The 11,363-nt window shown below is 72.2% G+C and carries 16 protein-coding genes; 8 read left to right on the top strand and 8 right to left on the bottom strand.

Translation table 11 applies throughout. From position 1 onward, the window contains the following. Positions 1-36: 36 nt before the first annotated feature. Positions 37-1,278, bottom strand: coding sequence for a maltokinase N-terminal cap-like domain-containing protein (locus PUW82_RS00705; RefSeq protein ID WP_274220464.1), 1,242 nt, complete (start codon positions 1,276-1,278; stop codon positions 37-39). Positions 1,279-1,436: 158 nt separating this feature from the next. On the opposite strand from PUW82_RS00705, the gene PUW82_RS00700 reads away from it, so the two are divergent. From PUW82_RS00700 to PUW82_RS00690, 3 genes are all read left to right on the top strand, one after another. Further along, positions 1,437-1,796, top strand: coding sequence for a hypothetical protein (locus tag PUW82_RS00700; RefSeq protein ID WP_274220463.1), 360 nt, complete (start codon positions 1,437-1,439; stop codon positions 1,794-1,796). A 54-nt stretch (positions 1,797-1,850) separates the two neighbouring features. Next, entirely contained in the window at positions 1,851-2,132 is a 282-nt protein-coding gene (locus PUW82_RS00695; protein ID WP_274220462.1) for an ArsR/SmtB family transcription factor, read from the top strand. Positions 2,133-2,238: 106 nt separating this feature from the next. Then, positions 2,239-2,394, top strand: a complete 156-nt coding sequence (locus PUW82_RS00690; protein ID WP_274220461.1) for a zinc transporter permease — start codon at positions 2,239-2,241, stop codon at positions 2,392-2,394. Between the two features lie 112 nt (positions 2,395-2,506). Here PUW82_RS00690 and PUW82_RS00685 read toward each other — a convergent pair whose 3' ends face one another. After that, the gene (locus PUW82_RS00685; RefSeq protein ID WP_274220460.1) at positions 2,507-2,701 is read right to left on the bottom strand and encodes an Rv3202a family protein; all 195 of its coding nucleotides are present in this window, start codon (positions 2,699-2,701) and stop codon (positions 2,507-2,509) included. A 380-nt stretch (positions 2,702-3,081) separates the two neighbouring features. Between PUW82_RS00685 and PUW82_RS00680 the strand changes: the two genes are divergently transcribed. Both PUW82_RS00680 and PUW82_RS00675 read left to right on the top strand, forming a co-directional pair. Then, the gene (locus PUW82_RS00680) at positions 3,082-3,477 is read left to right on the top strand and encodes a hypothetical protein (protein WP_274220459.1); all 396 of its coding nucleotides are present in this window, start codon (positions 3,082-3,084) and stop codon (positions 3,475-3,477) included. Positions 3,478-3,731: 254 nt separating this feature from the next. Beyond that, entirely contained in the window at positions 3,732-3,911 is a 180-nt protein-coding gene (locus PUW82_RS00675) for a DUF3072 domain-containing protein (RefSeq protein WP_271175000.1), read from the top strand. A 42-nt stretch (positions 3,912-3,953) separates the two neighbouring features. Here PUW82_RS00675 and PUW82_RS00670 read toward each other — a convergent pair whose 3' ends face one another. From PUW82_RS00670 to PUW82_RS00655, 4 genes are all read right to left on the bottom strand, one after another. Continuing rightward, positions 3,954-4,415 carry a BLUF domain-containing protein gene (locus tag PUW82_RS00670; protein WP_274220458.1) on the bottom strand — a complete coding sequence of 154 codons (462 nt, stop codon included), beginning with the start codon at positions 4,413-4,415 and terminating at the stop codon, positions 3,954-3,956. Continuing rightward, positions 4,412-4,678, bottom strand: a complete 267-nt coding sequence (locus PUW82_RS00665) for a hypothetical protein (RefSeq protein ID WP_274220457.1) — start codon at positions 4,676-4,678, stop codon at positions 4,412-4,414. Before PUW82_RS00665 ends, PUW82_RS00670 begins: the two co-directional genes overlap by 4 nt. Then, positions 4,675-5,031, bottom strand: a complete 357-nt coding sequence (locus tag PUW82_RS00660) for a DUF6804 family protein (protein WP_274220456.1) — start codon at positions 5,029-5,031, stop codon at positions 4,675-4,677. Before PUW82_RS00660 ends, PUW82_RS00665 begins: the two co-directional genes overlap by 4 nt. A gap of 69 nt (positions 5,032-5,100) precedes the next feature. Then, positions 5,101-6,303 (bottom strand): ROK family protein, encoded by a 1,203-nt coding sequence (locus PUW82_RS00655; RefSeq protein WP_274220455.1) that lies wholly within the window; start codon positions 6,301-6,303, stop codon positions 5,101-5,103. Between the two features lie 88 nt (positions 6,304-6,391). On the opposite strand from PUW82_RS00655, the gene xylA reads away from it, so the two are divergent. Further along, complete coding sequence (gene xylA / locus PUW82_RS00650; protein WP_274220454.1) at positions 6,392-7,579, top strand: xylose isomerase; 1,188 nt, start codon at positions 6,392-6,394, stop codon at positions 7,577-7,579. 55 nt (positions 7,580-7,634) lie between these two features. Further along, entirely contained in the window at positions 7,635-8,930 is a 1,296-nt protein-coding gene (gene xylB, locus PUW82_RS00645; RefSeq protein WP_274220453.1) for a xylulokinase, read from the top strand. 59 nt (positions 8,931-8,989) lie between these two features. On the opposite strand, the gene PUW82_RS00640 is transcribed toward xylB, so the two are convergent. Beyond that, a complete protein-coding gene (locus PUW82_RS00640) occupies positions 8,990-9,835 on the bottom strand; it encodes an NAD-dependent epimerase/dehydratase family protein (RefSeq protein ID WP_274220452.1) in 846 nt (281 codons plus the stop codon). Positions 9,836-9,878: 43 nt separating this feature from the next. Here PUW82_RS00640 and PUW82_RS00635 point away from each other — a divergent pair, with 43 nt between their 5' ends. Then, a complete protein-coding gene (locus tag PUW82_RS00635) occupies positions 9,879-10,418 on the top strand; it encodes a YaeQ family protein (RefSeq protein WP_274220451.1) in 540 nt (179 codons plus the stop codon). Here the strand turns inward: PUW82_RS00635 and PUW82_RS00630 are convergent. Then, the gene (locus tag PUW82_RS00630) at positions 10,403-11,233 is read right to left on the bottom strand and encodes a hypothetical protein (protein ID WP_274220450.1); all 831 of its coding nucleotides are present in this window, start codon (positions 11,231-11,233) and stop codon (positions 10,403-10,405) included. The two genes, PUW82_RS00635 and PUW82_RS00630, sit on opposite strands and share 16 nt — an antisense overlap. Between the last annotated feature and the right edge of the window lie 130 nt (positions 11,234-11,363).

The raw sequence follows: 11,363 nt of genomic DNA, 5'->3' as shown, positions 1-11,363 counted from the left end.
CGTCCGACGCGGCGGGGCTTTTCGGTGAGCTGCGGCTCAGGCGAGGGCGGCGTCGATGCCAGCCAGGGGCACCGGCAGCCAGTCCGGGCGGTTTCGAGCCTCGTAGATCGACTCGTACACGGCCTTGTCGAGCACGAGCGCACGCAGCAGCACGGGGTCGAGCGCGACGGCGCCGGGAGCTTCGACGTAGGCCGCGACGAAGGCGTCGCGGCAGGACGCGGCCCAGGCGCCGGCGTCGGGCCCGGCACCGACCGCACCGGCGTAGTCGAACGAACGCAGCATGCCGGCGACGTCACGCGGGGGCAGGTCGGGGATCGCCCGCTCGGCCATGGGCCGCAGCGGCTCGCCCTCAAAGTCGACGATGCGCCACCCGCCGTGGGGGACGGCGAGCACCTGACCGAGGTGGAGGTCGCCGTGGATCCGCTGCAGCAGCGGCCACGGGCGCGCGAGAGCGGCGGCGTACACGGCCTGGATCGCCGCGACGCGCTCGGCGACCGCGGGAACCTCGGATGCCGCGATCGACAGCCGTCGCTGCCAGGCATTGCCGGTCGCGGCGACCTCGTCGGCGCCGGCATCCTTCGTCTCCAGCGCAGCGCCCAGCGCGCCGTGCACGCCGGCGACGGCGCGGCCGAGGTCGCTTGCGGCGTCGGTGAAGTCGCGGCCCTCGCGTGCGGCGTCGAGGGCGACGGCCCAGCCGTCGCGGACGCCGCGGAGGAACTCCTGCGCGAAGCCGAGCGTGCCGCTGGCCGACCCGGATGTGCGTCCGACATCGGGCCACGAGGCGTCGAGGCTGCCGTAGAAGCGGGGCACGTAGGGCGAGCCGGCGTCGCTGAGCACGCGCTGCACGGTGACGTCGGGGTTCTCGCCGTGGTGGAGCGTGCGGAAGAGCTTGAGGATGATGGTGGGCTCGCCGTTGACGTCGTAGACGATCGAGGTGTTCGACTGCTCGCCCGTCAGCACGCGCGACCCCGTCACGCGGCTGACGTCGACGCCCATCTCGGCCAGCAGCCCGATGGTGAAGCCGTCGTGGCGGACCGCATCGACGAGCACGCCGTCGTCGTCGTGTCCGACCACCGCGTCGGGGTCGTCCGACGCCGGCAGATGCACGAGCGGGACGTTGTAGAGCGTCGGGAGCGACCCGGCGTCATCCATGAGGAGGTAGCGCGTCGCCTCGGGAGCCGGCTGCGCGTCGAGGATCCGGAACCGCGGCTCGTGGCTCTTGCCGGCGTACCACCGCTGTCGCGCCACCCAGGCGCCGAGTTCGTCTGTCAATCGCACCGTCTCACCATGGCGTGTCGGAGTCGCCTGCGGAAAGGGCTGGACGCGCGGCCGTCGGAGGCGTATTGCCGATCCCGCGCGTCGCGCCCGCACATTCCGCCCGTTCCGGCCGATAGTCCCGTCGGGAGCAACCGAACGTCAGGCCCGCGGAGGTCCGCATGTCCATTCACGAGAAGGTGAGCCGCCGGGTCCGCCGGTGGGACGCCGACGTCGTCGTCGACCCGGCGATCACGCGCGCGCAGTGGCGTGCGGTGCGCCGACGCGTGCGGGGTCCCGTCGCGGTCGGCCTCGGGCTCAGCGCCGTGCTCGGGCTCGGCGTCCTGCTGCTCGCGTTCGGGTGGGGGTGGGAGGAGCGCACGATGCGCGTCGTCACCTTCGGCGGTGTCGTGACCGTCGCGCTGATCCTCGCGTTCGTCACCGTGGCGGTGACCCGCGCACGTTCGACGCTGCCGCAGCGGCATCCGGCCCTGTTCACGTCGCGTCGGGCGACCTCCGGATCCGGGGGCGACAGCGGCTGACCCCCGCGGCGGCGCTCGGTGACCGGTCGTATCGACCAGTGTTTATATGTTCATATGAACGAAGAGCTCGAGCCGGTCGCCGAACTGTTCAAGGCGCTGTCGTCGTCGTCGCGGCTGCGGATCCTGCAGCTGCTCGCCGACGGGCCCGCCACGGTCGGGCACCTGGCGACGGCGAGCGGTCTGTCGCAGCCGTTGGTGTCGCAGCACCTGCGCACCCTGCGCTCGGTGGGGCTCGTTTCGGTGCAGCGCACGGGGCGCGAAGCGCACTACGCGGTGGCGGATCTGCACGTCGCCCACATCGTCGAGGATGCCGTCAAGCACGCCCTCGAGCGGTGACGAGAATCGGTCTCAGTTAACTGCACATATTGCAATGTGCTTATGCGTATGGTCTGCTGGATGTATTCCGGCCGCGCCGCGGCCCGACCCGTTCTGGAGGCAGATCATGAGCACGACCGAGACCCACGCCGAGCACACTCTCGACGAGCACACCCACGGCGCCGAGTGCGGCCACGACAGCGTGCAGCACGACGACCACGTCGACTACGTCCACGACGGCCACCGTCACGCGCCTCACGGCGACCACTACGACGAGCACTGAGCGGTCCGGCTCGAACGCCGACCCGCCCACGATCGAAGGAGCCTGCCACCCATCCGGGTGCAGGCTCCTTCTCGTATCGGCTCGTGCGGGTCGGCGGCGGCTGTGCCGTGCGTCAGCTCAGCGGGTGCTCGTCGTCGTCGCCGGCCGGGACCTCCTGCTGCTGATCCCACACGTCGGCGGGATCCGCTTCGGTCGTCGCCTCGGGCGGCGCCGGCGAAGAGACGGATGCCGCCTCGACGGCGAGGTCCTGCTCGACGGCATCGGCGACGGGGACCTCCGGGCCGTGCTCGTTCCTGACTTCTGCCATGGCGTCTCCTTCCGGGGCGGTCGCCGCGTTCCGGCGCTCACCCGATCGATCGTGCGGTGATCCGCTGCGTCGGCGGTCCTTCCAGCCTCGGAGCCGCACCGCGGGAACGCAAGGTGTTGCGTCGGGCGCGCAAAGCCCCCGTTCGAGACCGCCCTTCGGGATTTCTTGAGGTGATGCGATGACGCCGTTGCGCTGATCTTGCGCCGCGTCGCCCAGGATCGAAGAGCACCCGGTCGCGGGGACGCTGCCCGAACGGCGTCCTCGAGACCGGGTCTTCTCATTGCGCGCGGCGACCGCGGTCGCGCACCCCTCCCGTCGCGCACCTGCACTCGTCGCACCCGCACTGGCCGTGCCCCCGCCCGGGCTGGCACAATGCGCGTGTGCCGACCCCGCCCCCGATCGGTCCGCTCGCCCACATGGCCCTCGCCGAGCTGGCCATCGCCCTGCGGTCGCCCGGAGCGGGCGACATCGAGCGGTGGGTGCTTCGACACGCTCACCACGCGCGCCGCCGCGAGGTGCAGATCGTCTCGGCGCTGGCCGTCACCGTGGGCGACCGCCGGGCGGCGAGTGTCGCCGCACCCCCGGATGAGGTCTGGCGGCCGGATGTGAGCGCCGACGCGACCAGTGCCGAGCTGCTGGCGGCGCGGATGATTGCCGCCTACCTGAACGACGACCCCGCGACGGTGACCGCGCTCGCCCTCGCGTGGGCGGGCTGGGACCCGGCGGCGCGGGCGGCGGCGCTGCACGTGTTCGTCCGCCTGGTCGCGTCGGGTTGAGCGGATTCGCGCGGAAGCGCAAGTACCTCGGCATCATCGCGTGGTCGCCGTAGCGTCAGAGGATGAGCGATCAGAGCATCCCCACTCCCGACGAGCCGACCTTCCCCGCACCCGCTGAGCCGACGGCCCCCGTTCCCGCGGAGCCGACGGTGCCGGCTCCCGCCGAGCCCGGCGCACCCACCCCGCCGGCGGGGCCGGGCGCCGCCGATGGCGAGACCCTCGGCGGCCCCGAGGGCGGCGGCGTCGGGTCGCCCGTGAAGGACCCCGACACCTGGGTTACCGGTGACGAGCCGATGACCGGCCCGCAGCGCAGCTACCTCGATACCCTCGCGCGTGAGGCCGGCGAAGAGCTGCCCGCGAGCCTGACCAAGGCCGAGGCCTCGGAGCAGATCGACCGCCTGCAGAACGCGACCGGTCGCGGCGAGGCATCCTGACGCGTCCGACGCGAGCGCACCGGAACGGGCGCGGATGCCGGCTCAGCCCGCGTCCGCGCCCTTCCGGCGTTGCCGCACCCGGAACCACAGGCTGAGCTCGCGCGCTGCCCGGAGCGTCGCGCTCGGGTCGTCGCGGCTCTCGAGATCGTCGAAGGTATCGCGGAACCCGGTCGGCGCCGTGCCGGTCGTTTCGGCGATCGGCTGATAGCCCATCGTCCACTCCGCGAACTCGCGGTGCGGGATCGGCTGCTCGATGAGGACGCGCATGCCGCCGTGCCGCGGGTCCGCACCGATGCGCTCGACGAGCGCCCGCACGGTGTCCTCCGGTCCCTCGAGCACCTGGACGAAGCGGCCGCCGCGATACAGCAGCATGCCCGTGAGGTCGCGGTCGGCGTTGGACGCGCGGCTCTGCTCGAGCAGCGCGCGAAGGTCCTCGTCGCCGAAGGGCGCGCGGGCGGTGCTCGTGTAGAGCACCGACAGCAGGCCGCCGGGTGTCGATGTCATCTGATCTCCCACAGTTCGACCGGCGGACGGTCCTCGGTCGCGGCCGGCGGATCGCTGAGCGCGCGCATGGCGCCGGTGAGTTCGGTGAACGCCCCGATGCACTGCGAGCGCGAGTCGTATGCCAGGTAGCGGCCGTCGCGCTGACGGTCGATGTACCCGACGAATTCACCCACCCGGCTGCCGACATGGAAGCCGTCCTCGACGCGGGCCCACACGACACCCGCGCCCGCGCGGGGCTCGCCGATCGGCGGCGCGGCGCTCATCGGGCCGGCTCGTTCCGCACGGTGGAGATCATCGCCCCGGCGGCCACGAACGCCGCCGCGCCGACGATGTGCACCGTCAGCCAGACCGGTGCGGCGAACGCGAAGGGGACGACCGGGTTCCACACGACGGCGATGGCCACCATGACCACCGCCCACCACCACTGGCCGGCCTGCACGGCGAACCAGGCGATGATGAGCGCGAGGATCGCCACGATGAACGAGATGACGATCGCGAATTCGCCGCCGATCAGCGCCATCCCGGCGACGAGGGCCGCGGCCCCGAGGATGCCGGGAGCGAGCGCGTTGCGCTGGCGCAGCGGTGGGTCAGTCGGGCGGGCGGTTCTGGAGGCCATGCGGAGGTTTCTCTCGGGGGGTGCGGGTGACGCCGTCGCCGGCGCCTCCCCGATCGTAAGAGCTCGAGGTCAGCCGGTTCCTGTGCTTGACGCCGTCTCGCTGATCGCTATGGTCGCGACGGGATCGTCCAACAGCGCCGCGAACGCCGTCTCGGCGGCGCCGATGAGCAGCCGGTCGTCGCCGAGCTCCGCGATGCGGATGAGCGGGGCCGACCCGGCGATGGTCTGGCGTGCCACCGCGGCGGTGAACAGCTCGACCTCCGCCTCGATGAGGGCCGCGAGGAAACCGCCCAGGACGACGACGGCGGGGTCGAGGATGTTCACGGCGCTCGCCACGGCCGTCGCGAGGATCCGGCGCTGGCGGTCCACCTCGTCCGCGACGGCGGGGTTCGTGCTCTGCTGCAGCGCCGTCCGCAGCTCGGCGTCGTCGGCCGCGGCGACCCCCAGCACCGTGATGAGCCGGTGCCGGCTCACCTCGTCCTCGAGGGCACCGCGCGTGCCCGAGCGCCGGTCGGCGGCATCCTCGAGCGCGGCGGGGTTGTGCCCGAACTCGCCGGCCAGCCCGCGCGCCCCGCCGACGAGCACGTCGCCGACGACGAGACCGCCGCCGATCCCGCTCGCCCCGCCGTTGAGGTAGATCACGTCGGCGACGCCGCGGGCGGCACCGAAGAGGTACTCGGCGTGCGCGCCGTACGACGCATCGTTGCCGACGGTGGTGGGCAGGCCGGTCGCCGACGAGATGAGATCGGCGAGGGGGGCGTCGGTCCAGCGCAGGTGCGGGGCGTGCACGACGAGGCCCTCCGCCGGCTGCACGAGGCCGGGCACGGCGACGCCGACCCCGACGACGGATGCCGCCGCCAGAGCGTCTTCGCGCCACCCCGAGACGGTCGCCGCCACGAGGTCGGCGAGGTGGGCGGGCGTGATGAGGTGGGCGGTGGGCGCATGGTGGCGCGCGTGCACGCGCCGGTCCAGCCCCACGGCGGCGATCGTCACGGCGTCGACCTCCGGGTTCACGGCGATCGCGACGATGTCGCCGCGGGCGCTGATGACGGGGGAGGGGCGGCCGATGCGTCCCTCGGCGGCTCCGGCGGTCTCGCTGACGAGGCCCAAGCGGCCGAGTTCGCTCGTGAGGGCGCCGATGGTCGAGCGGTTCAGCCCGAGGTCCGCCGTCAGCGTCGCGCGCGAGAGCGGGCCGGAGCGGTGCACCGCGGTCAGCATCCGCGCGAGGTTCGCCCGTCGGACGAGTTCGGCGGTCCCGGGCGCGATACTCACGGGCACAGCCTACGAGACGCGGGTTTGTTGACGCACAAGACAAATAGTTCTAGCCTGAGGTCGCAGCAATCGACGCGAAGGAGCACGCATGCGCACCCCGACCCCGGCCGACAAGTTCACCTTCGGCCTCTGGACCATCGGCTACAACGGCACCGACCCGTTCGGCGGCCCCACCCGGCCCCCGCTCGACGTCGTGCACGCGGTCGAGAAGCTCGCCGAGCTCGGCGCCGCGGGACTGACGTTCCACGACGACGACCTGTTCGCGTTCGGGTCGAGCGACAGCGAGCGTCAGACGCAGATCGATCGGCTGACGGGCGCACTCGCCGACACCGGTCTGACGGTGCCGATGGTGACCACCAACCTCTTCAGCGCCCCGGTGTTCAAGGACGGCGGCTTTACCTCGAACGACCGCGCCGTGCGACGCTTCGCCATCCGCAAGGTGCTGCGACAGATCGACCTCGGGGCCGAGCTCGGCGCCGAGATCTTCGTCATGTGGGGCGGTCGCGAGGGCGCCGAGTACGACTCCGCCAAGGACGTCCGTGCCGCGCTCGAGCGCTACCGCGAGGCCGTCAACTTCCTCGGCGATTACGTCGTCGAGAAGGGATACAACCTGCGCTTCGCGATCGAGCCGAAGCCGAACGAGCCGCGCGGCGACATCCTCCTGCCGACGGTCGGCCACGCTCTCGCCTTCATCGAGTCGCTCGAGCGCCCCGAGCTCGTGGGTCTGAACCCGGAGGTGGGCCACGAGCAGATGGCGGGTCTGAACTTCGCCGCCGGCATCGCCCAGGCGCTGTACCACGGCAAGCTCTTCCACATCGATCTCAACGGCCAGCGCGGCATCAAGTACGACCAGGACCTCGTCTTCGGTCACGGCGACCTGCACAACGCGTTCGCGCTCGTCGACCTGCTCGAGAACGGCGGCCCCAACGGTGGGCCGGCCTACGACGGCCCCCGCCACTTCGACTACAAGCCGAGCCGCACCGAGGACGAGACGGGGGTGTGGGACTCCGCCGCCGCGAACATGCGCACCTACCTGCTGCTCAAGGAGCGCGCGCAGGCCTTCCGCGCCGACCCCGAGGTGCAGGAGGCGCTCGAGGCCGCCCGCGTCGCGGAGCTGTCGCAGCCGACCTTCGCCGAGGGCGAGACGTACGACGACTTCGTGGGCGATCGTTCGGCCTACGAGGACTTCGACGCCGACGCCTACCTCGGCGGTCATGGTTTCGGCTTCGTTCGACTGCAGCAGCTGGCCACCGAGCACCTGCTCGGCGCGCGCTGATACCCGTCGTCCGACCGCGGCCGGGCCGCGGCGGAACCGAGGAGAGGATGCCGGCATGGCGCTGGTGATGGGGATCGATTCGTCGACCCAGTCGTGCAAGGTCGTCGTCGTCGACGGTGAGTCGGGGCGGGTGCTCCGCGAGGGGCGCGCGCCCCACCCCGACGGCACGAGCGTCGATCCCGAGGCCTGGTGGGTCGCGCTCCAGCGGGCCATCGAACTGGCGGGCGGCATGGCCGACGTCGCGGCGTGGTCGATCGGCGGTCAGCAGCACGGAATGGTCGCGCTCGATGAGGCCGGCCGCGTCGTGCGCGACGCCCTGCTCTGGAACGACACGAGGTCGGCGGCCGCGGCGGCCGACCTCGTGTCGGAGTTCGGGGCCGACGCGCTGGCCGAGCGCACCGGGCTCGTGCCGGTCGCGTCCTTCACGATCAGCAAACTGCGGTGGCTGCGCGACCACGAGCCCGCGAACGGCGCGCGCGTCGCGGCGGTCGCCCTGCCGCACGACTGGCTGACCTGGCGGCTGCGCGGGTTCGGGCCGGGGGATGCCGGGCGCGGCGCGGTGCTCGACGAGCTCGTGACCGACCGGTCCGACGCCTCGGGCACCGGTTACTGGAGCGCCGCGACGGGTTCCTACGACCGCGACCTCCTCGTCGCCGCCCTCGGCCACGACGTCCTCGTGCCCCGGGTGCTCGGCGCCGACGAGTTCGTGCTCGACGCCGACGGACGCCGCGTCGCGGCCGGGGCCGGTGACAACGCGGCATCCGCTCTCGGGGTGGGTGCGGGCGTGGGGGATGTCGTCGTGTCCATCGGCACGTCGGGCACGGTCTTCGCCGTCAGCGAGAACGCGGTGGCCGACGCCTCGGGCATCGTGGCGGGGTTCGCTTCGGCCGACGGCCATCACCTGCCGCTCGTCTGCACGCTCAACGCGGCGCGCGTACTCGACGTGACGGCGTCGCTGCTCGGCGTCGACCACGACGAGCTGTCACGCCTCGCACTGTCGGCCGATCCCGGGGCGGGCGGCCTCGCGCTCGTGCCCTATTTCGAGGGGGAACGCACTCCGAACCTGCCCGATGCGACCGCGTCACTGTCGGGCATGACTCTCGCCTCGACGACGCGCGAGAACCTCGCGCGGGCCGCCGTCGAGGGCCTGCTCAGCGGGCTCGGCGCCGGACTCGACGCCCTGCGCGCGCACGGGGTACCCCTGCGCCGGGTTCTGCTGGTCGGCGGGGGAGCCCGGTCCGAAGCGGTGCAGCGCATCGCGCCGTTGGTGTTCGGTCTCGAGGTCGAGGTGCCCGCCCCCGGCGAGTACGTCGCGCTCGGCGCGGCCGAGCAGGCGCGCCGCATCCTCTGATCCGCGGTCACCGCGCGAAGGAACGGGACCGGATGCCGCAGCATCCGGTCCCGTTCGCGTCACACGTGGTCGCGCCAGGAGTGCTGCGGCTCGTAGCCGAGCAGGCGCTGCGCCTTGGCGGTCGAGAAGAGCGAGGTGTTATCGCCCAGGTCGCCGCGGACCTCGACGCCCGGGAAGACCTCGGCGACGAGCTCGGCGTTCGGCCGAGACATGACGGTGTCGGCCGCGGCGATGAGGAAGCGGTCGAAGCCGGCGGGTGCGTTCTCGAGCGCGCGCAGGACCGCCTGCGCGCCGTCGCGGGCGTCGATGTAGCTCCACGCGTTCCATTTGCGGTGTCGGGCGTCGGCGTCGAACGAGGGGAACTCGGCGTAGTCCTCGGGCACCATGACGTTCGAGAAGCGCAGCGCCGTGATCGACAGGCCCGGGTGCCAGCGCACAAGCTCGATCGCGAGCTGCTCCTCGAGGTGCTTGACCAACGAGTACACCGACTCGGGACGAGCCGGGTACTCCTCGTCGACCGGGAGGTACGGCGGCGGCACGTCGAACGGGAGACCCTGCACGGTCTCGCTCGAGGCGTACACGATCCGGTCGACGCCCAGCCTCGTCGCGGCATGGAACACGTTGAACGTCGCCGTCATGTTGTTGTGGAAGGTCGCGATGTCGGGGCGCAGGCCCGGTGCGGGCACCGCGCCGAGGTGCACGATCGCATCGACCCCGTCATGCCGGTCGCCCACGGCCCCGAAGGCATCGACGACCTGGCCGTAGTCGGTGAGGTCGATCTGGACGAACGCGGGGCCGCGCGCGCCCACGACGTCGAAGCCGATGACCTCGTGGCCCGCCGCCGTGAGTTCACGAGCGACGACCGTGCCGAGTTTTCCCGATGATCCCGTCAGTGCGATCCGCATGTGATCAGGGTGTCACACCCTCGGGCGGCTAGGCTCGGTCGTCATGGCTGCCGGTGCGACGATCCACACATTCGACGTGACCCTGGCGGACGTCGACCGCGGTGTCTACGAGTCGTTCGCCCTGCGCATGGCGCGGCATCCCTCCGAGACCGAGGCGTTCCTCATCACGCGACTGCTGGCCTACTGCCTCGAGTACGAGGAGGGCATCGCGTTCACCGAGGGCATAGCGGCCAAGGACGAGCCCGCCGTGCTCGTGCGCGACCTGACCGGCGCGATCGTCGCGTGGATCGAGGTGGGGGCGCCGGACGCTTCGCGCCTGCACCTGGGCAGCAAGCAGTCCGGTCGCGTCGCCGTCTACACGCACCGCAACCCGGGGCCGGTCGCCGCGGCGTGGGCCGGGAAGAAGATCCACCGGGCGTCCGAGATCCCGCTCCACAGCTTCGAACCCGGCTTCGTCGAGACGCTCGCCGCGGCGCTCGACCGCCGCAACGTCGCGACCGTCTCGATCACCGAGCGTCGACTGTATGTCGATCTGGGCGGCGTGACGGCGGAGTCGGATGTCGCGACTCAGCCGGCGGCCTGAGCCGGCGCGTCCGAGAGGAACACGTCGACGCCGACGTCGCTGAGCACGAACTGCAGCGCGGATCCGTTCGGGAAGTGCTCGCGCAGCTCCGCGGGGTACTCCTCCGTCACGACGAACGACATCGCCGCCGGGAAGGCCCCCGCCGAGCACCCCTGACCGTACGATCCCCAGCCGCCGTCGGTCGCCTCGTCGGCATGCTCCTCGTTCATCAGGAGCAGGCACGTCTGCTCGTGCTCGTGCCAGGGGGCGCGCACCTCGTACGTGCGCAGGCCGAAGAACGGCTCGAACGAGCGGGCGTCATCCGCTCCCCATTCGCGCAAGAAGCCGGGCTGTTCGCCCCCTGTCGGCAGGAGCGTCGTGAGGTGGGTGACCGGTGCGTCGTCGGGGATCGCGGTGGCGGTCGAGGCGGTGCGCGCCGTCGCGAAGTTCGTGACGGCGGCCGCGAGCACCGCGACGGCCACGAGCGACCCCGCCCACGTCAGCGCCGTCCGCACCGACGGGCGGCGCGAGGCGCGACCGGTCGCCTGTGCCGCGGTGGTGTCGGCCGCGATCTCGGTGCCGGCCGAGATTCCGGAGTCGGGGCGAGGCGGTTCCGGGTCGGTGAGGGCTGGCCCGGCGTCGACGAGGCGTGCGGTCGGCGTCGCGTCCGGATCGTCACCGCGCATCGGCCCGGGCGAACGGGTGCGGGCGGATCGGCGCAGCGCCTCGAGCTCGGCGAGTCGGTGCAGGGCCGCCGGATCGGCATCGATGTCGGCCCCGGGGGCATAGGCGCGGGCGCGCAACGCGCGCAGCTCGGCGTCCAGCCCGTCGTCCATTCCAGAATCGTGACACACGCGGGCGGAAGCGGGGCGGGTCGCGGCATCCGAATTCCCCGGTCGCGACGGGTCGATCGTTTCTGTTCAGCGGATTCAGAGAGGATGCCGATACGTTGGAGCGATGACGCAC

Source organism: Microbacterium thalli (assembly GCF_028737325.1).
GTDB classification, from domain to species: Bacteria; Actinomycetota; Actinomycetes; order Actinomycetales; family Microbacteriaceae; genus Microbacterium; species Microbacterium thalli.
This window is presented reverse-complemented; position numbering and strand designations above follow the sequence as displayed.